21 protein-coding genes are annotated in these 24090 nt (G+C 45.4%); 2 read left to right on the top strand and 19 right to left on the bottom strand.

The window, feature by feature from the left end:
* Nucleotides 1-63: 63 nt before the first annotated feature.
* The 3 genes from IGI88_RS12230 to IGI88_RS12220 all read right to left on the bottom strand — a co-directional run bounded on the left by IGI88_RS12230 (nt 64) and on the right by IGI88_RS12220 (nt 3967).
* A complete protein-coding gene (locus IGI88_RS12230) occupies nt 64-1332 on the bottom strand; it encodes a dicarboxylate/amino acid:cation symporter (protein ID WP_008379218.1) in 1269 nt (422 codons plus the stop codon).
* Nucleotides 1333-1350: 18 nt separating this feature from the next.
* Entirely contained in the window at nt 1351-2601 is a 1251-nt protein-coding gene (locus IGI88_RS12225) for an MFS transporter (protein WP_016613697.1), read from the bottom strand.
* A gap of 151 nt (nt 2602-2752) precedes the next feature.
* Nucleotides 2753-3967, bottom strand: a complete 1215-nt coding sequence (locus IGI88_RS12220; RefSeq protein ID WP_005234468.1) for a pyridoxal-phosphate-dependent aminotransferase family protein — start codon at nt 3965-3967, stop codon at nt 2753-2755.
* Nucleotides 3968-4097: 130 nt separating this feature from the next.
* On the opposite strand from IGI88_RS12220, the gene IGI88_RS12215 reads away from it, so the two are divergent.
* Nucleotides 4098-5729, top strand: coding sequence for a PucR family transcriptional regulator (locus tag IGI88_RS12215; RefSeq protein ID WP_016613699.1), 1632 nt, complete (start codon nt 4098-4100; stop codon nt 5727-5729).
* Nucleotides 5730-5759: 30 nt separating this feature from the next.
* Here the strand turns inward: IGI88_RS12215 and arcC are convergent, their stop codons facing one another.
* From arcC to allC, 7 genes are read right to left on the bottom strand one after another with little or no spacing between them, the layout of a single operon-like run.
* On the bottom strand, nt 5760-6695 hold the full coding sequence (arcC, locus tag IGI88_RS12210; RefSeq protein ID WP_008379225.1) for a carbamate kinase: 936 nt from the start codon (nt 6693-6695) through the stop codon (nt 5760-5762).
* The gene (locus IGI88_RS12205) at nt 6668-7531 is read right to left on the bottom strand and encodes a DUF2877 domain-containing protein (RefSeq protein ID WP_086332612.1); all 864 of its coding nucleotides are present in this window, start codon (nt 7529-7531) and stop codon (nt 6668-6670) included. The genes arcC and IGI88_RS12205 overlap by 28 nt, the downstream gene beginning before the upstream one ends.
* 37 nt (nt 7532-7568) lie before the next feature.
* Nucleotides 7569-8831 carry a DUF1116 domain-containing protein gene (locus IGI88_RS12200; RefSeq protein ID WP_005234461.1) on the bottom strand — a complete coding sequence of 421 codons (1263 nt, stop codon included), beginning with the start codon at nt 8829-8831 and terminating at the stop codon, nt 7569-7571.
* A gap of 12 nt (nt 8832-8843) precedes the next feature.
* Nucleotides 8844-10598 (bottom strand): acyl-CoA synthetase FdrA, encoded by a 1755-nt coding sequence (gene fdrA, locus IGI88_RS12195; protein WP_008379230.1) that lies wholly within the window; start codon nt 10596-10598, stop codon nt 8844-8846.
* 8 nt (nt 10599-10606) lie between these two features.
* On the bottom strand, nt 10607-11683 hold the full coding sequence (gene allD, locus IGI88_RS12190; protein WP_005234452.1) for an ureidoglycolate dehydrogenase: 1077 nt from the start codon (nt 11681-11683) through the stop codon (nt 10607-10609).
* A 13-nt stretch (nt 11684-11696) separates the two neighbouring features.
* Nucleotides 11697-12482 carry a (S)-ureidoglycine aminohydrolase gene (gene allE / locus IGI88_RS12185; protein WP_086297689.1) on the bottom strand — a complete coding sequence of 262 codons (786 nt, stop codon included), beginning with the start codon at nt 12480-12482 and terminating at the stop codon, nt 11697-11699.
* A gap of 15 nt (nt 12483-12497) precedes the next feature.
* Entirely contained in the window at nt 12498-13727 is a 1230-nt protein-coding gene (gene allC / locus IGI88_RS12180) for an allantoate deiminase (protein ID WP_275626557.1), read from the bottom strand.
* Between the two features lie 169 nt (nt 13728-13896).
* Here allC and IGI88_RS12175 point away from each other — a divergent pair, with 169 nt between their 5' ends.
* Complete coding sequence (locus IGI88_RS12175; protein ID WP_429960572.1) at nt 13897-14769, top strand: alpha/beta hydrolase; 873 nt, start codon at nt 13897-13899, stop codon at nt 14767-14769.
* An 85-nt stretch (nt 14770-14854) separates the two neighbouring features.
* On the opposite strand, the gene tkt is transcribed toward IGI88_RS12175, so the two are convergent.
* The 9 genes from tkt to rhaD all read right to left on the bottom strand — a co-directional run bounded on the left by tkt (nt 14855) and on the right by rhaD (nt 24084).
* Nucleotides 14855-16858, bottom strand: a complete 2004-nt coding sequence (gene tkt / locus IGI88_RS12170; protein ID WP_429960571.1) for a transketolase — start codon at nt 16856-16858, stop codon at nt 14855-14857.
* Nucleotides 16859-17024: 166 nt separating this feature from the next.
* Nucleotides 17025-17717 (bottom strand): D-allulose 6-phosphate 3-epimerase, encoded by a 693-nt coding sequence (alsE, locus tag IGI88_RS12165; protein ID WP_429960570.1) that lies wholly within the window; start codon nt 17715-17717, stop codon nt 17025-17027.
* 71 nt (nt 17718-17788) lie between these two features.
* Nucleotides 17789-18889 carry a PTS fructose transporter subunit IIC gene (locus IGI88_RS12160; protein WP_194193172.1) on the bottom strand — a complete coding sequence of 367 codons (1101 nt, stop codon included), beginning with the start codon at nt 18887-18889 and terminating at the stop codon, nt 17789-17791.
* A 24-nt stretch (nt 18890-18913) separates the two neighbouring features.
* A complete protein-coding gene (locus IGI88_RS12155; RefSeq protein WP_008380953.1) occupies nt 18914-19234 on the bottom strand; it encodes a PTS fructose transporter subunit IIB in 321 nt (106 codons plus the stop codon).
* 24 nt (nt 19235-19258) lie between these two features.
* Nucleotides 19259-19711, bottom strand: a complete 453-nt coding sequence (locus IGI88_RS12150) for a PTS sugar transporter subunit IIA (RefSeq protein WP_429960569.1) — start codon at nt 19709-19711, stop codon at nt 19259-19261.
* A gap of 58 nt (nt 19712-19769) precedes the next feature.
* Complete coding sequence (locus tag IGI88_RS12145) at nt 19770-20207, bottom strand: PTS sugar transporter subunit IIA (protein WP_429960568.1); 438 nt, start codon at nt 20205-20207, stop codon at nt 19770-19772.
* Nucleotides 20200-21678, bottom strand: a complete 1479-nt coding sequence (locus IGI88_RS12140; protein ID WP_429960567.1) for a BglG family transcription antiterminator — start codon at nt 21676-21678, stop codon at nt 20200-20202. Before IGI88_RS12140 ends, IGI88_RS12145 begins: the two co-directional genes overlap by 8 nt.
* A gap of 345 nt (nt 21679-22023) precedes the next feature.
* The gene (gene fucO / locus IGI88_RS12135) at nt 22024-23175 is read right to left on the bottom strand and encodes a lactaldehyde reductase (protein ID WP_034878410.1); all 1152 of its coding nucleotides are present in this window, start codon (nt 23173-23175) and stop codon (nt 22024-22026) included.
* 84 nt (nt 23176-23259) lie between these two features.
* Nucleotides 23260-24084 (bottom strand): rhamnulose-1-phosphate aldolase, encoded by an 825-nt coding sequence (rhaD, locus tag IGI88_RS12130; protein ID WP_005234418.1) that lies wholly within the window; start codon nt 24082-24084, stop codon nt 23260-23262.
* Between the last annotated feature and the right edge of the window lie 6 nt (nt 24085-24090).

The following is a 24090-nucleotide window of genomic DNA, read 5'->3' as shown; positions in this document are numbered from 1 at the left end:
CAACGAATCAATCGTAGCACGTTTCCAAAAAAGAGTAAAGTTTCATCACAAGAATGATTGGTCTTATACGCCATCGGTGATTTTTTCTGCTAATTTGACCTGGGCTTTTTCACCATTGAAGATTGCACGATCCAGTTCTCCTTCATCATGAGCAACGATCAACGCCACCGTGACGTCAGGGTCAACATTCAAGAGGGTCCGAAACATCCCAGAAAACCAATCGATCCCTGCCAGTAAGGCGATGCTTTCATTAGGCAGTCCTAACATAGGTAAAACCGTAGCCAGTGTGACTAATCCGCCGCCTGGAACGACGATCGTTCCCAAGCATGCCAACGAGGACAACAAGACCACTTGCAAAAGATCCCCCCAGCTCAATTGGATCTGGTACGCCTGAGCAACGGTTACGATTGCCAGGGCTAAAAATAAGGAGAGCCCATTGCTATTTAAGGTCATGCCTAGAGGCATCACGAGCTTATTGATTCGATCACTGATCCCAAATCGTTCTTTGCCATCTTCGATTTGAAACGGCAATGAAACAGCAGAAGAGGTGGTCGTAAAGGAAATCACCGATAGACGCCACATATTCTTTATCAAACGAAACAAGGAAACTTTGCAATAGAGCGACGTCAAGAGAAACCAAAGAAACAAAAAGAGCAAAGATGCCGCTGCTAACGTCAATAAAAAACTGGCTAACATTCCCAACACACGAATGCCGGTATCTTCTACCAAGGAAGCAACAAGGCCGAAAATCCCGATCGGCGCCAACTTCATGATCATGCTGACCATTTTTAACAAAATATGATTAAAACTACTGATCATATCTAGAAACAGCTGATTCTTTTTTTCATGCTTGATTAAGCTCAAGGCAAGGCCAAAGAAGAGCGAAAAAATAATCACTTGGATCATATTCTGCTCCACCATGGCTTGAATAATGTTCAGTGGAACAAAGTTCAAGATGACTTCTTCTATACTGCTGGTACTTAATGCAGTTTCTGTACTTTGCAGCAGCGACTGGTCAAGGCCTGCGCCGGGCTTGAGGATCAAGGCGAACAAGAGACCGAAAATAGCGGCGACGAGGGTCGAACCGGTAAACCAGAGGAAGACTTTCCCGCCGATCCCACCTAATTCTTTTGGATCAAGTCCCCCCACCGCTTCAATCACCGAGCCCATGACCAACACGACCACAGACATTTGAATCAGTCGCAAGAAGAAGTCCCCGACTAGCTGCATTTGATCACCTAAACCGGGAAAGGAAACGCCCCAAAAAATCCCCAATACCGTTGCAATCATGATTTGGTTGGTCAAACTGATTTTTAAGGATCGTTTTTTCATCTGTTGTTCCTCACTTTTCTACTTTGCTGTTTTCTTAGAGTTTACAGTCAAGAATAAGAATGTACCACCGATCAACAAAATAATTGCGATATAAAAGCCCATTACTTTTGACCCTGTTGCATCCGAGATCGATCCGGTCAATGTTGGTGCGATAACGGAAGACATCATGCCGAAAAAGTTGAAGACCCCTAATGTCGTACCGACCCCAACTTTTGGTGCATTTTCCCCTAGCCAAGAAATGATGATTGGTTCAACCGCTAGTTTTCCAAGGAACCCGTACAAGATCAACGCGATCATTAAGAAGGTCGAATTTGTTGCTTGCACCGTTACTAATAACATCAACGCCGCTAATATTTCTAAAATAACGATAAAGGTAACTTTTTTATGCATGTATTTGTCTGCCAAGCGGCTAAAGAACAAGGCCCCAGGAATCGAAGCAAATGCCACCAATGAAGAAGAGAATCCGATTGCGACTCCTTGGAAGCCTCGTTCTGTTCCTAAGAAGTTTGGTAGCCAAGTAACCGTCATATAGTAGGCATAACACGTCGCAAAATATAACACATACGTAAAGAGCATCCGCAGGGAGAACAAGGTCGAAAGGGAAACTTTTTCTTTCGGCTGATCCGTTGTTTCTTCTTCAGCTGCTGCTTGACTCTCCAAGAAAGCTACGTCTTCTTTGTTGCTGCGGATCACCAATGCGAAAGCGATCGTCATACATACGATCAAGAAAGCGGATAAATACATCATTGTTTGCCAAGGCATATTCATCTGAATAACGATAAAGCTTGATAAGATCATCCCAAACCCTGAACCAACGGCAGAACCACTATTGACGATCGCTGTTGAGAAGCTCTTCTTTTCTTTCGGAATGTTCTGTGAGGTCAAAGAATACGCGGAACCATAAAATGATCCACAGCCGATCCCTGCTAAAAAGCTACCGGTATAGATCATGGAGATTGAAGAGGCTTGTGAAATCAGTAAAGCTGCCAGTGCAAATACCACAAATCCCGGAAGCAGAACTGTTTTCTTCCCAATCTTATCCACTAAAAAGCCGGCAGGGATCTGCATGATCACATAGCCGAAAAAGTAAAAGCTGGCGATCGATCCTAATGCTGTATCAGAAATATTGCCACCAAGTGACTCATTGATTTGCGGATAGACCGGTGATAACGCAGCGCGATAAATCCAGATAGTGACCCAGCCTGAACACATTAAGATAATAATTTGTTTCCAGTAGGCAAGCCCACCACGTTCTTTATTGATTTCCATTTTTTTCCCTCCATCAGTTACACAAGTAAAGTTTGTGAAGCACGCCAACGAAAGCGCTTTAAGATAGTCTTAGTGTACGTTTTTTTGCCGACTATTGCATTTGTCATTTTTCACAAAGCGCTTTCAGTCGTTGTGCATTTGTGCTAAAATTTTAAGTCGTTTTTTGGTAGTAATTTAACGCAGCGATGAGCGCTTTGCCGGCAGAAATTGGTGCTTGCTGGTACAATAGTGCCCCTTCTAACGCGGCTAGGACATGTAAAATATTTTCTTTGCGGCTGCTGTAGCCCATATTTCCAATCCGCCAGATTTTTCCTTTTAGATCACCAAATGAACTAGCGATCTCTACACCAAAGGAGTGAAGCATCTCTTCTCGGACAGCTTCGCCATCAACACCTTCTGGAATAAAGATGGGGGTAACTGTCGGCATTTTGGTTGCTTTTTCGCCATAAATCGAAAGCCCCATTGCCTCCAGTCCAGCGACCAACGCCCCTTCATTCGTCAAATGACGTTGATAGGCTGCATCGAGGCCTTCGTTTAGCAACATCCGTAATCCTTCATGAAGCGCATAGATCATACTCGTCGCTTCTGTGTGATGGTTGATTCGCTCTTTGTTCCAGTAGCGTTGCAATTGACTCAAATCCAAGTAATTACTCATAATGTGCCGCTTGTTTCGATCCGTTTTGCTCAAGCCTAATTCTTTTTGGTAACGGGCATTAAGGACGGCTTCGACTCGATCGTTGTAGGTCACTAATGAAAGACCAGACGGCACACTTAAACACTTCTGTGTACCGGCAATTGCCAAATCGACACACCAATCATCGACTGACAGGGCCACGCCACCATAAGTCGCCACCATGTCAACGACAAAGAAAATATCTTTTGCGCGACAATACTGCCCGATTTCTGCTAACGGCTGCATTTGCCCATTGGCAGTTTCCCCGTGGACCATCGCCACGATCTTGGGTTGAAATGCGTCGATTTCTTTGATGACCTCTGCGGGTGCAAAAGGAGCCGTCCATTCTTTTTCTACATATTTGACTTGCGCTTGGGCACGTTCACAGATTTCTCCAAGTAAGAAAGCAAAGCGCCCATAGGCGGGGATCAAGACTTTGTCCCCTGGTTCGATCAAAGCGATCAGCGCCGCTTCTAAACCAGCTCGGGAAGTCCCATCAATGGCAAATGCCTCTTTGTTTTTGGTTCCAAACGGTTGTTTGATCATTTCTTTGACCTCATCCATGATCGCCAAAAAATTCGGATCAAACTGTCCCAAAATACGATTGGTCATTGCTTGAAGAACAGCTGGATGTGCTTCTACAGGCCCAGGTGTCATGATCGTACGTTGTGCGATCGTTAACTCTTTATACATCTTTTCCCCTCATTTCTCTTTTTGATTTCACTGCCCAACGCCTTGTCAACGTTTCCAAGTTTGTTGTACAATAAAGCTAAAAAAGGACATGTTTTTGTTTGTTTTGTTCAATTCTAAAAGGAGTTTCTCTATGAAGTTAGTTGCTGAATTGCTTGCTACACCACGCTTTTCCAATTTGCGTTTGTTGACAGATCCCATTACCGCGGAAATTCCCGTCGACAGTATCGAAATCACTGAGACCCCCGATATCGCACACTATATTCCTGAGCATACCTTTATCTTAAGCACGGCGATGGTTTATAAAGATAATCAAGGAGCACTGCTTGAACTGATCGATTCCCTCGTAGCCAAAAATGCCGCTGGATTAGGCATCAAGATCGGTCGTTTTTTGGATGTCATCGATCCTGAAGTCATCGCCTACGCCGATAGTTTAGGTTTCCCCATCGTAGAAGTACCTGCCACGATGCCGCTGGGCCGTTTGATGCACCAGCTTTTGAATTTACTATGGAACACCAAAACCGAGCAGCTGAGTTATGCCTTAGATATCCAAAAACGGTTCTCTGCTTCCTTGATGAAGGATGTCAGCATCGCTCGCTTTATCGCTGATTTTGGCCAAATGGTCAATACACCGATCATTTTGTTGAATCCTTTCAAACAAGTGATTGCCCATTCCAAGCATTTCACCCGCATGTCAAAACCCGCGGAGTACTACATCCATCAATTAGGACAAACGAAAGGGGTTTTTACTGGTGAAAAAAGCGGGGCGATCCCTATCAAAGATCTCCATGAAAAAACGTCACAAATTTCTTATTATGCCATTGAAACCTCCACTTATTTCCCCCATTATTTAGTCATTTTGAATCCTGAGGCGATTCCTTATCCTGTCTCGGATTTTGCGCTGGAACAAGCAGCATTGGTCTTGTCGTTTATGCTCTACAAAAACCAAAAAGTGCAAGAATCTTTTGAAGATTTAAAAAGTGACTTTTTAACACGGATGATCGAATACCAGCAATCTTCCAAACAGGAACAAAAAGATTGGTTAGATCTCGGAAAGACTTACGGGTTGGTCAAAGCCCGCCATTATCGTGTCATCTATGGTGCCTGTGAACCAACCAAAGAAACCAAAGACAAAGACAAATACCTAAAAGAAGAAAGTGACTTGGTCTATCAGTGGTTTAGTGAACAACTGCCTTATCGCATCAAAGATGTTTGTCTCTTTCGCTTAAAGGGCAGCAATCACTTTGCGATTTTCGTGCAGCATAAGTGTGATGCCTTAGAAGACCATTTGATTGAGACCGCCAATGCTTTGACCAATCGGTTGCCTTTTCGAATGGCCTTTGGTGTAGGGAGTGTCTGTGAAAGCATCAATGATTTAGCCAGCTCCTACATTGAAGCAAAGACTGCTTATGAAGAACGAAGAGGCCAACATGATTCTCCCATCGTCTCTTTCTACCATCAACGGGGAATGCGGAGTCTATTTGAAAAAATGAGCCCTGAAGATATCCATTATTTCTGCCGCACGATCCTCAAAGAATTGGCGTTTCCGCAAGAAGATGCCACCATCGAATTGCGCAAAACCTTACGGGCTTACTTGGATTATCAATGTGAGATCACCCGCACCGCCAAAGCCTTGTTCGTTCATCGCAATACGATCAAATACCGCATCGAACAGTGCCAAAAGCTACTAGGAAAAAACGTGCATGATCCTAGCATTAGCCTGGATCTGCGCTTAGCCCTTGAGCTGTCCGAAGAAGGCGACTAATAGGCGAATCAAGCAGTTGGATCGCTGGTGTTACCCAGCGATCCTTGTGCCTGCTTCACCTAACAATGCTAAGTCTGCTTCTTCCAATGAGCAGATGATTGCCGTCTTTCCTTGCTTGGCAAACGCAATCGCTGCTTCCATTTTCGGCCCCATACTGCCTTCTGCAAAATGCCCCGCATCAAAATATGCTTGCGCTTCACTTACGGATAATCCCGTTAATTTTTCTTGCTCCGGTGTTCCGTAATTGATATAAACGTTGCTGACGTCGGTCAGCATCATAAATACATCGGCATCCACTTGTTCTGCCAATTTTTTCCCAGTTCGGTCTTTATCGATGACTGCTTCGATCCCTTTCAAGCCTTCCGCTTGTTTTACGACTGGAATCCCACCGCCGCCACCAGCGATCACGATGGTATTTTGATTCAATAAATGAACCATTGATTCCACGCCGTGGATCGTCACAGGTTGTGGGGATGGCACGACGCGACGGTACCCACGTCCAGCATCTTCTTCCATCACCCAATGTTTTTCCTCAGCCATTGTTTTTGCTTCTTCTTCTGAGTAGAACAAGCCGATCGGCTTCGTTGGCTTTTCAAACGCGGGATCATCCGCTGCCACTTCCACTTGAGTCAATAAGGTCACGACATTGCTGGTCAGTTCTTCTTGATCGATTTTATTTTTGATGCTTTGCTCCATCAAATAACCGATAAAGCCTTGTGACTCTGCATTGCAGACATCCAGTGGAAAAGGCGGCACGACTTCTTTGGCTTCTTCATTTTGTCGTAAAATATTGCCGACTTGCGGCCCATTGCCATGCGTCACAACGATTTGATGGTCAAGTTTCTCGATTTTAGCGATCTGTTCTGCACTTAACTGGATATTTGCAAGCTGTGTCTCTACGGTCGCTGGTTGATTCGGTTTTAAAATTGCATTGCCCCCTAGAGCGATGACCACTCGTTTTGCCATATGAATTCCTCATTTCTATTGTTTTGAAATTGATTGATACTGCGAGCAAACCCTGCCAAAAAGTCAGCCCCCGAGGTATGACCGATCGCTAGTATCTCTTTGATTACTTGGTAAAAAGCCGCTGAATCGGTACACCTGGTCAAGGATAACGCCGATTGATTGAATGCGCCTGTCAGTGCATGCAGAAGATAATGTTTACTGACGTCAGTCGTCAAATCATTGACTGTCAACAGCCTTCTTTGTAGATAAGCCACCAAGCGGGTATCTTCTTGCCCCATCACTCGGCGAGCCAGTAAATGGCCAACTAGCATATCATCGCCTGTGGGGGTCAATCCGACACCCCGTCCGACTAAATAAGCGACTGCTTGACGTTGTTCTTTAAATGAAGGCGTGCATAGCTGATCGATTGCGTCATAAAACGGATGATTGCTGCTGATGGTTTGTGAAACAGCTTCTTGAATCCCCGTCTTTTCCGTGACATGTTGGAGGGTTGACCAAAACAGTTCTCGATCAAATGGGACTGTGCCAGCTGGGAAGGTGGTTGTAAACATGGCTGCCTTTTGAAAAGACAGACGATGATGCGGAAAATGGATCACTCGTTGCTGAACCAAAAGAGTGGTACCAGCAAGCAAGTCGGTCGCCAACGCTGCATAATCGTCGGCAGCTAAAATCATTCCTTTGGGCACGCGAGCCGCTTGTTTGGAGACACAGATCAGCTGATCCTGACGAGGATCTTGCAGATTGAAACTATGCTGAAACACACTGTGAACGAGCCAGGTGCCATTGATAAATGCGGGTTCAAATAAAGCTTGGTCGATCCATTTTGCCTGTATCATCGCTAGGTTGCTCCTTTTCACGTTTTCAGACCCTGAGTTATTCTTCAAATCCTAATTTTTTTGCATAAGCCAAGACAGCTTTTTCAAAGCAATCCATTGGTGGTGTCACTGTCCCGGCCCCAATTTGTCCCCGTCCAGCTTGTTTGTTGGCGATCCCTGTATTGATCACCGGTAAGATCCCTGTTTCCACGACTTTCCGAGCATCGATCCCTAAACAGATCCCTTTGAAGTCCCATGTAGGAACGGGAAAATTCGGATTGGTATCAATGGAGATCTCTAACATCTCATTGCTGGTTTTCAACGCATCGTGAAATCCGCCGGAACCAACGAAGCGTGTCACAGCTGGGGCAGCAATCATCGCCATTCCCCCAACACCAAAGGTTTCCGTAATGGCACTGTCGCCCATATCTGGAGAGGCATCTTCTTCACTGAATCCTGAGAAATACAACCCTTTTGGTGTATTGACAGGACCGGTAAACCACTCGTCCCCCATACCAGAAATACGGATACCGAATTCATGCCCGTTGCGACACATTGCTGTCACAACCGTTCCTTCTTCAATCGTCCGGGCGCCATCAAGCACCGCTTTTGAAGAAGCCATCATGATATTCAAGAAAAACTGATCCGTGTCTGCTAGAAACTGAATGACTTCTGGTTTTTCTTTTTCAAATCCTTCAAGGGTAACGATCGCTGGTGCTACTTCTTTTAAGAACGCCAACGAAGCAGCGATATTCCGTTGATGGAACTCATCCCCCATGGCGATTGCTTTTGCGACTAAGACATTGATGTTCAAGCCATCGGGTTTTGTTTGTAGTGCAGCACTTAAAACTGGTGCTAACGTATTTTTCATCCAATGCAAGCGATCAATGACTTCTTGAGAATAGGCGCCAAAACGTAAAACTGCCCCAATCCCTTCGTTCATCGTACAGTACGCTCGGTTGCCGTCTGTTTTGTTTTCCACCACGAGAACCGGCATATTGGCAGAGGTGATGCCCCCCATTGGGCCAACCGCTTGCACGTGGTGACAAGGAATCAGTTGAACTTCCCCAGATGCTAATAAATGACGTACCTCTTCTTCCGTTTCGCCCCAACCTTCAAAAAGTCCCGCTCCAACACAAGCGCCTTGAATCGGATCGATCATCTGGTCGTAGCGGATCGGTGGTCCTGCGTGCAATAGGACTTTTCCTTCACCTAATTCTGGAATGACACTGACTGCTGGAACGACATCCAACAAAAAAGGCGAACCGGCAACGATCTTGGCAATAACGGCTTGGTTTGCTTCTTCAATAGTTTCGTACACGATAACTTCCTCCTACTCTGATAGTGACACTTGTGCTAAGAAACGTAAGGCTTTTTGTAACGTTACGTTCCCACCAGCAATTGGCTGCCAGTCATATTGAACGACTTGACCGTGATGCGTCTGGATCGCTTCTGCAAAGCTACGCAATCCTACATTGATGAACGCGTCATTCGACAACAATTCGCGGCTCTTTTCAGATGGCTCTGGCAACCCATCGGCAGTTGTCACTGCTTTTGGCAACAGCTTACGACTAATTGGGGAAAAGGGATGGCCGAGCATTGCTAAAGCTTTTTTGACTGCTTGGGCATTGCTTTGACACAAAATCACGCCAGCTGCGGTTAAAATCTCTGCTTGCTCGTTGCTATCTTGGGGGTCTAAATCAGTTCCAACGATCGTAGCGATCACCGCTAACTCCCGACCAGCTGCTTGTGCTTCTTCCTTCAATGATTTGATGGTCGGTGCCAATTCACTCGCCATATCTTGATGAGAGCCGTACCCTAAAACGATATCTAACAAAATCACTGCCGTTTCAGGATCTTCCCCCGCTTGTTTCAACAGTTCGATCCGCTTTGTTGGGTCGATCATCGGATGGGGCTTGCCTTGAGTATAAATGTCATCACCTAAATCGATGATCTCATGGCCAGCTGCTTTTAAGATGTACCCTTCCTGATGGGTATCTTCTTGTTCCAGATTTAATCCTGCTTTAACAAGCATCGCTGCTTCGTACGCCAATGTTCCGCCAGAATAGTAAGCTTTGATTTTTTGTTGTTCAGGTCCAAAAGTGGCAGCTGCTGTTTCCTCTTTCACTGGCTCTAGTCCAATCTGTTCTTGGCGTAGCAGCTGCACGGCTAATTGAGCCGCTTCTTCCAGCGTGTAGGCTCGGTAAAGATTTTCTTCGTGGTCCGTTGGCTCTTCCCCAAGAAAAATCGTGACTGCAGGTTTTGTTCCTCTTCTTAAAAGTGCCAACACTTCATCTCGGACACGTGGTGCAGGTGGTTTGGAGATCACCACGATCACCTCCGTATCAGGATCGTGTTCCAAGGCAAGAATGCTATCTTTCATGGTGATCCCACCGACGGCTTCTTTGAGATCTCGTCCACCGGTTCCGATGGCTTGTGTTACACCGGCACCCAATTTATGAATAATAGTGGTGACTTCTTGGATACCAGTACCCGAAGCGCCGACAACACCGATTTTCCCTTTACGGACGGCATTGGTGAAGGCTACTGGTATCCCATTGAGAATCCCTGTGCCACAATCTGGTCCCATTAAAAGAAGTCCTTTTTCATGCGCCAGTTTCTTTAGCCGAACTTCCTCTTCCAATGAAACGTTATCACTGAAACAAAATACATGTTTGCCCGCTGCTAATGCGGTTTCAATTTCTGGTGCTGCCATAGTACCGGGAATCGATAAGACAGCGACCTTCGCATCTTTTCCAAGATCTAAGGCTTTTTCCCAAGTTTTGACGCTTTGGGTTTCCTCTCCTGCGCTATTGCTTTGGTCCGATAAGAAGGCATCGATTTCTGACAGGACTGTTTCGATGATTTCTTCCTCTTCGATGTCTAAAACGAGCACCATATCGTTGGATGTCGCATTGCTCATCTCCTCGGTATAAAGACCACCCGTCTTGAAAATGTCCTTATTGGCAGGTGTGCCCATCATGACCGAAGCGTTGTTGATCCCTTCGATCGTCAGTAGACGATTGGTCAAAAGCATTAAAACAATGGAATCTTGGTAATTGTTTTTTTGAATAATAGTGTGTAACATGGGTCTCCTCACTCTCCTGTTCCTGTCTGTGCAAAGGCATCTGACCCAGAATACTGGTCAAAATGAACCGTGTCGCTAATGAGATAGCGATAAATGTTCTTCTCGATGGGAATGCCTTCTGCCATATATTTTTCATAGGTTAGTTGATTGATCTCGCCTGGATAATAGACTTGCTGGAACTGTTCAGCAGCCGGTATGTCATGCAGTTCGGCAACCATCGTCTCCACCGACTCTTTAAATGTGTCTAAATCTGTAAAGCGTTGCGGATCGATCAGCAAAATAAATTGCCCTAAGTCGCGACCTTTCGTCAGATCGTTGTACATAGAGGAAACATGCTTGCCAAAAGGCAGCCCAAGGAGCATTCCTGATAAGATATCCACCATCATCATCAACCCAAAGCCTTTTGGCCCTGAGATCGGCAGTAAGCCGTGGACATGATGTGGATTCGTCGTTGGCTTGCCATGAGCATCCACGGCCCATGTCGCAGGAATCTCTTTATTTTTGGAGCGAGCGTCTAATATTTTGCCCCACGCTTGGACCGTCGTTGCCATGTCAAAGACCACCGGTGCCCCCTGTTTTCTTGGTGCGGCAAATGCGATTGGATTGGTACCAAAATAATTTTCTTTGCCGCCAAAAGGAACCACCATTGAATCTGATTGGCACATAGATAATGCAATCAAGTCAGCTTCTGCAGCTTTTTTGACATAATAGGATAGCGCCCCACTATGACTCGTTTTCCGTACACCAACCGCCGCGATCCCAGAACGTTTGGCCATCTCAATGGCATGCTTAGTCGCTTCTAATACAACGACCTGCCCTGCGCCATTTTGACCGTGAACGATCCCGCTGCTAGGCCCAGTCTCTTCAAACGTGATCTGTGGAGTGCGATTCATTCCACCTTTAGCGATCCGCTCTGCGTAATAGTCTACCCGTACAGCCCCATGAGAGTGGATCCCGCTGGCATCGGCAAAGACCAAATGCTCTGCAACGATGGCTGCGTGCGCTTCAGACAAACCAGCAGCCGCTAATTTTTTTTGGATCAATTGCTGTAACTCTTGTGACTGTACAATAACCGTCTCTTCCATTTTCTAAACTCCTTTAAATTTCCGGATCGCGGTTGCAATCTTTGGAATAAATATAGGTCAATGGTTCATCACGACCGACACCATAGGCCGCTTGCTGTACATAGGCACTCATGAAAATATAGTCGCCTTTTTCCACTGGGAACCACTCATTGTCTAAGTTATACATCCCTTTACCTGACAGTAAGTACGCCCCGTGTTCTTGGTAGTGGGTCTCAATGTAGCCATGACTTGCCCCTGGTTCAAAGGAAAGGATATGGATATTCATGTCAAAACCCAACTCTTTCGGTAAGAAATCCCAAAGCAGGACGTCTTCCATCCCTTCGTATTGGATCGGTATCAACTCTGAAAGATTCCCCACTACTTTGTAGGCTTGGTGATTTTCTAACGGTTGGTAACGCTTCTTATATAAGAACACTTCTGTCGCTTCTTCTTGGAGATTTTTCATATACAGTTTTTCTCCAGCAGGCAGATAGATATAGCCTCCGTCCGTCAATGTATGGGTTTCTTTACCATCACTCACTTCCAGTTTGCCCGAGATGACATACAAGAAACTCTCGATCTCTGGTCCGCCGAAGCCCAATTGGTTGGCGCCATCTTTTTTGAATGAAATGATGTAATCGACAAAAGACGCCCCTAATTTTGGTGTGCCGAGTATCGAACATTCACAGTTTTCGAATCCTGGAATGACATTATTCACTAACCCGTCATGCGGCAAGATCGCAAAATTATTTTTTCTAATGACTGCACGTGATTGCAGCAATCCATCTAAATAGCCCGTATTATTATTTTTGTATCCCATGTGTGTCCCTGCTTTCTATTCTTTGTATGCTAGCTCGTAAAGGGAAGCTGCTAAAACTTCTACCCCAGCTGTTAAATCTTCGATAGTTGTTGCTTCGGCTGGGTTGTGGCTAATCCCATCAATACTTGGTACAAACAGCATCGCCGTTGGAAAATGTGGTGCAATGATTTGGGAATCATGACCCGCCCCACTATGCATCACTTTGTAGCGTTTGCCGGTTTGCTTCACCGCTTGTTCCACCGTGGCAACGATCGTATCGTCCATCGGCACTGGGCGTTCATCCATCCATAGGTCCATCTCCACTGTCAGGTCGTGCTCTTTGGCGATCGCTTGAATGATCTGTTCTGCTTCAGCAGTAAAGGCATCCAATAGCTGCCCATCAGTATGGCGACAATCCATCGTAAACAACACTTCACCAGGAACCACGTTGACCGTATTCGGCTTTGGCTCAACTTTACCGAATGTCACAACTAATGGATCCCCAAGATCTAAGCCACGGTCGATCACTGCGGCACACATTTTGGCAAAACCATACACAGCATCTTGACGATAGCCCATCGGTGTGGTGCCTGCATGATTGGCTTGTCCTTTTAAGACAAAGGTGTAGCGCTTTTGACCAGCGATACTATTGACGACACCGATCTGCAAGTTTTCTTTTTCTAAAACACTGCCTTGTTCGATATGGATTTCCACGAAGGCTTTGATGTCTGATCGAACCGGTTCTTGTGGGTCGCGAAAGTCAAAGCCTTGGCGTTGCATCTCTGCCACGAAGCGATTGCCTTCAAAATCTGCGATCGCTTCAACATCGGCTTTTTTGGCCTCTCCGACAAAGTTTTTACTTCCCCAAAAAACGGTTGGAAAACGACTGCCTTCTTCTTCTGCCATTGAGATGACTTCCAAGGAGCGTAAAGGTTGCCCATAGGTCTCTTTTAAATACTTGATCGCTAAAGCAGCAGCAACGACCCCGTATTGACCGTCTAATGTGCCCCCGTTGACGACGGTATCGATATGTGACCCTGAAAGAATCGTTTCTTCTGGATACTGGCTGCCTTCCATTCTGCCGAAGAGATTGCCGACTGCATCATAGGACGTCGTTAAGCCAGTTTTTTTTAATTGTTTTTCTACAAATGATTGCGCTTCTTTCCATGAATCGGTATAAAGCAGTCTAGTCATTCCTCCAGTTGGATCATTCCCAATCTGAGATAATGCATCGATCATTGCCGCTACTTCTTTTTTCAACTCCATTGTTCTGCCTCCTTTGATTTATACGGTTATTGTAAGCGTGTTACTGAAGGACATCATTGTTCACTTTCGACAAAACCGTTTCTATTTTTAGTCATAACGCTGTTTTCTAAACCGCTTCCTTCTCCTATACTCTTCCTTATACTATCGAAGAAGAGAAAGGAAGAAAACAATGGTTTATCCTAAAAATGCCTTTGCGCAAACAGAAAAAATCCAATTTGACACCTACGGCACTTTGCCGTTAGAAGTGACGATCCTAAAAGCAGCGCAGCCTCGGATCAGCCTTTTGTATTTTCATGGTGGTGGCTTCCTCTATGGTCAGCGGGAAGACCTTCCGCAGGATTATGTCCACCAATTGCTGGCTGCCGGTGTTAGCCTTTATCTCTTTGATTATCCACTGGCTCCCGAAGTAGCGCTGAACGACATTTACCTTCATACAAAAAAGGCAGTGGAATGGTTTTTGACAGAGGGCTGGCACTTCAGCGGCGTTGGTGCAAATGAGTACATTCTATTCGGTCGCTCCGCCGGCGGTTTTTTAGCGACCTTACTGACCGCACGCACAAAGCATCCGGAGCAAAAAGGCTTGATCCGATTTTACGGATACCAAGAGTTGTTTTATAAAGAATTTTTGCAGCCGGCACGCTTTTACACGCAATTTCCGAAAGTCCCGCCACTCGACGCCGAAGCTATGATCGAAAGCCAACCAATCACCCACGGCACGTTAGAAAAACGATTCCCTTTGTACCTTTCCGCCCGTCAATATGGCAACTGGCAGCGTTATTTAGGCAATCGGGAACAGCTGGCAGCCTTGGCGATTCCTGCTGCCGCTTACAAAGACTTTCCTCCTTGCTTTGTCGTTCATTGCAAAAAAGATCCAGACGTTCCCTTCAGCGCCTCCGAAGCTTTCGCTGCACAAGTCCCCCGTGCCAAAACACTTTGGCTCGACTTAGAACAGCATGACTTTGATCAGACACCAAATGCGATCGCTGATGACTGCTATCGAGAGATGATTTCATGGCTCCTTTTAACAATAGAGAAAAATTAAGCGCAGATTTGGCCATGCTTCTTTAGTAAACAAAAACAGGCGATCTTCAAAGGAATGTTCCCTCTAAAGATCGCCTGTTTTTTGATTATAGTGAGTTGAAGGTATTCACGACATTCTCAACACTGAAGCCGAATTCCGCTAAGACTTTGTCACCAGGTGCGGATGCACCGAAATGATCGATCGCGATCACTTTTCCATGGCAACCGGTGTAACGTTCCCAACCAAATGGGGAAGCCGCTTCGATCGCTACGCGTTTCTTCACTGCTTTTGGCAAGACGCTTTCTTTGTATTCTGAACTTTGTGCTTCAAACAAATCAAAGCTTGGTAAGGAGACCACCGATACATCGATGCCTTCTTCTGCCAATTTAGCTTGTGCTTGGACCGCAAGATTCACTTCAGAACCTGTGGCGATCAAAATACCCGCTGGTGTTTCACCAGCTTGTTTTGAAATCACGTAACCACCTTTTGCGACATTTTCATCCGCACCGGTTTGCGTGCCTTCGATCACTGGTAGATTTTGTCGGCTTAAGACTAAGACCGTTGGTTTATCCGTTGTTGTCATGGCCAATTTCCAGGCAGCACGGGTTTCATTGCCGTCTGCTGGACGAATCACTTGGACATTTGGCATGCAACGGACGCTAGCTAATTGCTCGATCGGCTCGTGGGTCGGTCCATCTTCTCCCACCGCCACGGAGTCATGTGTCAAGACATAGATCACAGGTGCATGCTGGATCGCAGACAAGCGCACCGCTGGACGCAAGTAATCAACGAAGACGAAGAAGGTCCCGCCATAGATTCGCGTACCGCCATGCAATTGGATGCCGTTCATGGCTGCCGCCATCGCAAATTCTCGGACACCAAACCAAATGTTGCGGCCTTCGTATTGGCCAGGTTCAAAGTCTTTTTCTGCTGCCACCATCGTGTTGTTGGAACCAGAAAGGTCAGCCGATCCGCCCCAGAGACCAGGGACGGCTTTGGATAAGGCTTGGATCATCTCTTTGCTGGATACCCGGCTAGCTTGTGAGCTGCCAACTTCGTAGCTTGGTAATGCTGCATCCCAATCTGCTGGCAATTCACCCGCAAAGGCTTGTTTGAATTGCGCCGCAAGTTCTGGGTAGGCTGCTTCATAGGCATGGAAAGTTTCGTTCCAAGCGGCTTCAGCTTTTTGTCCTTCATCGATCATGGTTTCTTTGAAGCGCGCGGCAACTTCTTCGGGTACGGTAAATTCTGGGTATTCCCAGCCATAAATCGCTTTAGCTGCAGAAATGCCTTCGGCACCGATCGGCGCACCATGAACGGCAGAGGTGCCTTGATTTGGCGCACCGTATCCGATCACAGTCTTGATTTCGATCAAGGTTGGTTTGTCGCTTTCAGCTTTTGCTTCGTCGATCGCTTTCGAGATCGCTTCTAAATCATTGCCGTCTTCAACGAGAATGTGTTGCCAGCCATACGCTTCAAAACGCGCACCGACATTTTCTGTAAAAGCTTTTGAGGTCGGACCATCTAGGGAAATGTCGTTTGAATCGTACAAGACGATCAGTTTATCTAATTTCATGTGACCCGCCATGGATGCAGCTTCTTGCGAAACACCTTCCATCAAATCCCCATCGCCACATAAGGCATAGGTATAGTGATCGATGACTTGATACTTGTCGCGATTGTAGGTTGCAGCCAAGTGGGCTTCGGCCATCGCCATACCGACTGCCATAGCGATCCCTTGTCCTAAAGGTCCAGTGGTTGCTTCCACGCCGTCTGTGTGATCGACTTCTGGATGTCCTGGCGTGCGGCTATCCCATTGACGGAAGTTTTTTAGATCCTCAATGGTCACATCGTAACCAGACACGTGCAACAAGCTGTACAATAGAGCCGAACCATGTCCAGCAGACAAAACAAAGCGGTCACGATCCACCCAGTTGCGAGAAGTCGTTGGATTGACTTTCAAGTGTTTCGTCCACAAGGCATAGGCCATGGGTGCTGCCCCCATCGGTAATCCTGGATGTCCTGAATTGGCTTTTTGTACGGCTTCGATACTTAATGTACGAAGGGTGTTCACTCCTAATTGATCGATTTTATCAAATAATTTTTTCAATTAAATTGCCTCCTTCACTTTCTTCAGCCAGCATGTTTCTATTCACTGCCTTTTCACAATAGAAAAGAACCAGACACCCAAAGTTTACAGGCTAGGAGGCATCTAATGCTCCTCTTTTTAACAGTCCGCAACTTGAGTCGTCCGGTTCTTTTGCTTTCGGCTTTGCTTAGCTACTCAAAACTTTTCCAGTCATTTCTTGATAATCTGCGACCATGATCGACCATGCTTTGGCAATGTCATCATCTAAACCAAACAATCCACTGCGTCCGACAATATAGATGTCTGGATTGGCTTCATCGATCCGTTTGAAGGATTTCCGATTGGAGGAACCATCCATTTCAATGACATAGTGATAGTCGTATTCTTCCCGTAATTCCCGCAGTTCAACAATTTTATCTAACGCCGCTTCAATAAAGCGTTGGCCAGCAAACCCTGGATCAACCGTCATGATCGTGACTTTATCCAAACGATCGATATAAGGCAAAATGACCGATACTGGCGTTTCAGGATTTAAGACGATCCCGGCTTTTAATCCGGCATCATGGATTTGATCGATCAGACGAAATGCTAACCCATCCAAAACTTCAGCGTGCATGCAAATCCATTCACAGTTGATATCGATCAGCTGCTGCACCCAAAAGGCAGGTTCAGTGACCATCAAATGAGCGGACAAAGGCAAAGTACTGATTTTGCGGACCTCTTGAATAAACCATGGGGATAGGGAAATATTGGGTACGTAATGACCATCCATAATATCAATATGATAGGAGTCCACTTGGTCATTCAAAAAAGTGATTTGCTCTTTAAATTTATCTAGATCCATCGTCATCAGTGACGGTGAAAATTCAACTTTTTTCATAGACTTATCCTTTCTCCTCGATCAGTCTTGTACTGAGAGGAACGATTCTTCTTTCAATTGAATCGCTTTTCTTAGAAAATTTGAATATCATCTAAATCGATTTCTTCTTCTTCCACTTCTGCTTGCGCGGCTACTTGTTCTTCAGTGACATTTTTCTTGATCAAAGCCAAGGTGATCCCAGTCACTACTATATTTACCAACAAAGCTACTGCCCCAGCCCATGGACGAGTCATAGTCGGCAGCATCAGCACACCACCAAACGGTACCGTTGCATCTGCCCCTAAGACCATTGAAACAGCCCCGCCAGCAGCGCCACCGATAGCTGTTGCGATCAGCCCTCGGACGATATCGTTCATAACGATTGGGATCACCCCTTCAACGATATTGATCACACCCATTGGTACGGCAGATTTTAACGTTTCCACTTCTACAGGCGTATAGATGTTTTTGCCGAACAATTTTGCAATAAAGAATGCTAAACCAAAACCGATTGGTGTTGCAGTATTGACTAATTGCAACGCAGTGATCGGTCCATTGATCCCTTCTGCTTGCATCGTCAGAACAAAAGCAAAGACCGTTTTATTGATTGGTCCACCATAATCAACGCCGCTCAACAAGCCGATGACGGCACCAAAAACCAATAATGAAGAGGAGCCTAAGCTATTTAATGCGTTCGTCAGTAAGTTCGTAAAGGCAGTGATCGGTGTACCGATAATATAGACCATGATCAGACCACCGATCAAAGAGGTCAAAAAGGGAATGATCAATGTCGGCATCAAGCCTTTCGCCCAATTTGGTACTTTAATATATCGTAAAATAGCAATTACTAGATATCCAGCTAAGTAGCCGCCCAAGATTCCCCCAATAAAACCTGCACCAATGGCATTGGCTGTCAAACCAATAATAAACCCTGGCGCGATCCCCGGTTTTTCGGCAATCGCATAAGAAATTCCTGTCGCAATGACCACCGGAAGCAACCCGAGTCCTGCACCTCCCATCGTAGCTAAAGCATCCCAAATCGTAAATTCACCTGGCACCAGTTGTCCCTGACTGGTGCCGCCGAAAGCCATGCCAATGGCAATCAAGAATCCGGCACCGCAGACGATCGGAATCAAATAGGAGATGGCTGTCAATAAATGTCCTTTTAAATTCAATGCTTTGATTTTTTCCATAGTTTCCTTCCTCCTTCGGTTTGCTTAGACCGCCTGCTGTTGGACGACCTCTTTGGCTTTTTCCAACAATTTGCTTGGGGACTTGATGGCAACTTCGGTCGGCACTTGAATGATCCGTTTCCCTTCAAATCGTTCACGTCCTGCTACTTTGACGTCAACTGCTAAAATCACGACATCTGCAGCCGCAATCGCTTCAGGTGACAATTCATTTTCACGGCCGATCGTTCCTTGTGTTTCCACATGGATCTCGTAACCTGCCTTTTTAGCCGCATTTTCTAACTTTTCTTGCGCAATATAAGTGTGAGCGATCCCTACTGTACATGCACATACTCCGACAATTTTCATAATAATTCCTCCTTAAATTTTCTGTTATCCTTGAAATGCTTCAATCACTTGCTGCGGCTCTTTTGCTTTCAACAAGGCAGCCGTCACCTCGTCATTTCCTAATTTCCGAGCGAACAAAGAGAGTAGTTTCAAATGCTTTTGCGCCCCTTCCGTGTCATCACCGACGGCAAATAAGATAATTCCTTTCACTCCCTTGCCATCTAACGTTTCCCAAGGGATCTCTTCTTTTAAAACCCCGATTGCTACGCCGATCTCCTTCACATGAGCACTTTTTCCATGGGGAATGGCAATGTAATTGCCAATCCCTGTTTGACCGACTGCTTCCCGCTCATAGACATCTTTTAAAAATGCTGCCTGATCCGTCAAGTACTCATTGGTATATAAAAGCTGACTCAATTGCTGCAGGGCTTCTTCTTTAGAAGCGGCATCCATGTTGGTTTTGATTATTTTTGGATCAATCACTGTTGAAATATCCATTCGTTTTCCTCCTCTAGTTGATTACCTTTTACCTTACTGAATTGACCATTCATTCCTATCAGCCACGTTGGTTGAGAAGGAAGGCTTCGATTTCTTCTTTTGATTTTTCTGCAATGAAGTGCAGATTTTCTTCATAGGCGAAACATTTCATTAAACGGATGACTGCTTGTTTCACCGCGGTTGTTTCGTTAGTCTTCATCAGGATCGCAAAAATCGTTTTTGCTTGCAGCGTTCCCTGCCAAAGGACTTCTTCACCTCTGACGAGGACGATTCCGCTTTTTTTCACCACAGCACTTTCAATGTGCGGTAGCGCAAAATCTTCAGTAATCATCGTATTGCCGCTCGCTTCTCGGGCTTGCAGAGCTTCAAATAGCAAGGTTTTGCTCTCCGTCAGCCCGATTGTTTGGCTAACTGCTGCAATCTTCCTTAAAACATCGACTTTCGTCTCTCCAGCTTCTGTTGAAACTAAAGTAAGGGACAAAGGGAATTTAGTCATTTCTCACCCTCCCAATCATCGCTTCAAGGCGTTTTTGGTCTTCCATCGTCAGCATGGCACTCACGATCACGACCGGAATCGGACTATCGATCGTTAATTGAACGGTTGAGATGATCATCTCCGTATCCGGGTGCTGCTTTAAAGCCGATTCCACATCACGAGAAGGTAGGACAGCCGTGATTGCCAACTCACGAAACTTCTTATGCACTTTTACTTTTAATAATTCGGAGGTCCCGATTCCCGTAGTACAGACGATCATGACCTTGAGTTGTTGGGGATGTTCTTCGATCGCTTGAGCAAAGTAAAGGGTGACAAAGCCGATTTCATCTTCTGTGAGCACTGGCAAATCATACACTTGACAGATTTCTCTTGCAGTCTCTTCGGTAGCAAAAAACAAATCTGTGTATTCTAATTTGATTTGCTCCAAAAGATTGTTTTTGACTTCGATCCCATGTCGCAACCGATTGATCATTGGTTTGAAATGGCGAGCCAATTTACCGAATAACTCCTCGTCTTCAAATGACCGCTGCAGCTGAGTGCTCATTTTTTCTATAAATGCATTAGAAATTAGTTTTACTTGTTCTGACAGATCCTCTAATTCATCCGTGGCCTTTTGCATCCGTGAGGAGACGAGGTATTGATACATATAATAGCTTTCGTTTTCCGGTAATTTCGTATGCAAGTACTGTTCGCTATTGCCAATGATCTCTTTGGCGATGGTAGCTAATTCTGGGTTTTCTTGCATTTGCTGTTTCTCTTTCTCATCTAAAATATCCTCGTTAAACGAATTCCCTACTTTGCGAAACCGCCGCAATAAGATATACAGGTGAGAAAAAAGATTGATGTTGTATGGATGAGGAATTACTAAGCCTAGGTGATTTTCAATCAAATTCAGCTGTCGCAAAACAAACTCCGCATCATAGCGGTTGAACGCCTCATTCGTCACATGCAGATCATCCAAGCGGATATTGCGGGTTTGTTGGATATACTCCTGCAATGCACGACGGATATTTTTTTCTGCACCGTTCACCCCGATCATTTTATTTTTGCGGGAAACCGTCAGCTCAAAACGCTGCAAAGCTTCAGAAATTAATTTCTCATCACTGTTGATGACCGTTTCACTCACATAAAAAGGCTGATACAGGGAAAAAATATTCTTTCTTTTTGGGGAAATAAGCAATAGCTCCTCCATCACCTTGTTCCGGCGTTCCACTGGTGTCAGCGCATTCGGCATTTCCGCTTTCTGACTCTGGGACTTTTCTTGATGATGGAAACTTAAGCGGTAGCCTTTCCCTTTTTCTGAGAGAATCACATAGTCAATCGCGGCATCCTCATTGATTGCTTTTACGATGCGATAAATCGACTTTGTAGAAAGTCGAAGCGCTGCGGATAGTTCATCGGCCGTGACAAATTCTCTCGTATTGGAAAGAATATGGATGATTTTTCTCTTTCGTTGTTCCATAACAGTCATGTAACCGTTCTCCTTTCTACACACTTATCATAGCACTAGGAAATGTAAGCGTTCTATCATTCTTTGTCCCCTTCATGGGACAAAGATGATCAATAATAAGAATTACAATACAACGTTAAGGACAAAAAAAACAGCCATTTTTCAAAATGGCTGTAACAAAGTCAGTGTTATCATCAATGTTCATTATTCAACTGTTGGAATAAGAAAAGCTGCTAGTTCCCATGAAACGAGAAGGAAAACGCCGTTTATCGAAACCCTTCAACCGTCGTTAAGGAGCAATCCAGGTTTGAGCGCCTATACAGCAAGCGAAATAAGCACGCTCATTGAAAGGAACGATTTGAGCTTTTACATCAACGAACGATAAAGCTCAATAATCTCTTCTAAAGTCGTTTCCCGCGGGTTGCCTGGTGTGCAGACATCGTTCAAGGCATCTTTGGCGATGGCTGGGATATCTTCTTCTTTGACGCCTAATTCAGAAATGGTCGCTGGAATGCCCACATCTTTGCTTAACTGATCGATTGCTTGGCAAGCAGCATCTCGGACGTCTTCAAGTGACATCGTTTCTGCCCCTTCAATGCCTAAAACGATCGCGATCTCACGGTATTTTTCACCCGTAAAGTCTTTGTTGTATTTCATGATGGTTGGCAACAAAGACGCGCACGCTACTCCGTGAGGAATGTTGTACCAAGCGGACAATGGATGTGCCATGCCGTGGACTAAGCCCAAGCCGACGTTTGAAAAGCCCATACCGGCAATGTATTGCCCTAGTGCCATCGCTTCTCGTCCTGCTTGATCGCCATTCACGGAATCTCTCAATGAGCGCCCGATGATCTCGATTGCTTTGATGTGCAGCATGTCAGTCATTTCCCAAGCGCCTTTGGTGATGAAGCCTTCGATGGCGTGGGTCATGGCATCCATCCCCGTTGCAGCTGCCAGGCTCTTCGGCATCCCCATCATCATATCGCTGTCCACAAAGGCTACTAGAGGAATATCGTGAGGATCTACACAAACAAATTTCCGATGATTTTCTTCATCTGTAATCACATAGTTAATCGTTACTTCGGCTGCAGTCCCAGAAGTTGTCGGTACCGCTAAAATCGGCAAGCATGGATTTTTCGTGTCTGCCACGCCTTCCAAACTAATCACATCTGAAAATTCAGGATTCGTAGCAATGATTGCGATCGCTTTTGCCGTATCGATCGGTGAACCACCGCCAATCGCAATGATACAATCGGCTTGGGCTTCTTTGACAAAGGCTAAGCCGTCTTTGACATTTTGGATCGTTGGGTTGGGCACGATCCCATCATATAACGCATAGTCGACACCTGCTTCATCCAATAATTTCGTCACTTTGGTTGCTACTTCAAATTCCACCAAATCTTTGTCGGTGATCACAGCCGCTTTTTTGAACCCTCGTGCTTTGAATTCGGTCGGTACGTTCTCGATCGCTCCTTTTCCAAAATACGATGTTTCATTCAAAATCATTCTATTTGCCATTCTTCCTACCTCCATTTGTTTGTTTATTCACAATACAGTTTAAATAGAAAAGACTGAGAGCCTTTTCTATTCTTCTACCATTACTTATACCTCAAGATAGCCTGCTCGGGGAGTGACTTTGAAAGCGTCAGCCAATTTTTTCAGATTTTCATCTGTAATGGTTTGTAAGATTGGGCCTTGCGCTTTAACATAGGTGTACACTTCCGCAGCTTTCTCTGCCGTTTCAATCAAGCCAAAGACTTCATCCATATCTTTGCCAGCACCGTAGATGCCATGTTGCGGCCAAAGTACCAAACGGGTTTCTTTCATTTTAGCAGCTGTTGCTTCGCCGATCTCGTTCGTTCCTGGAACCATCCAAGGAATGATGGAAACACCTTCTGGGAAGACCACCAAGCACTCCGTACACATCTGCCACAGGGTCCTCGTGAAACTGCGTTCATCCAACTCATGGGTAAAACTCATGGCCAAAAGATGCGATGCGTGGTTATGCATGATGATTCGGTTTTCTGGATCGACCGACAAGCGAGCGATATGACTCATGAAATGACTTGGCAATTCACTCGTTGGCACCGCACCATTTTCCAAGCCCCAAAGCAATTCCAATGTTTGCCCATCTTCTTTGACCCGAATCACACCAAGGTTTTCCGCTGGATGTGCGGCTACATTTTTAAAGTATTTTCCTGAACCTGTCACAATAAAGTACTTGCCGGCTAGTGCCGTAGCATCAAAAATCATGGGAATTTCCCGCAAGACGCTTTGCGGATCGATGAAAGGCAAGATCTCTTCTTCTGTTAATAAGTAAGAAATATTGCCACCGTTGCGCTCATCCCACCCTAAACGGTAAAGATTTGCTGTTGTTTCCATCATTTCTTGTACAAAATTCGCTTGTAAAATATCAATCTTTTTCATCGTTCT

The sequence above is a fragment of the Enterococcus sp. AZ179 genome (assembly GCF_050498885.1).
Lineage (GTDB): Bacteria > Bacillota > Bacilli > Lactobacillales > Enterococcaceae > Enterococcus_D > Enterococcus_D entomosocium.
This window is presented reverse-complemented; position numbering and strand designations above follow the sequence as displayed.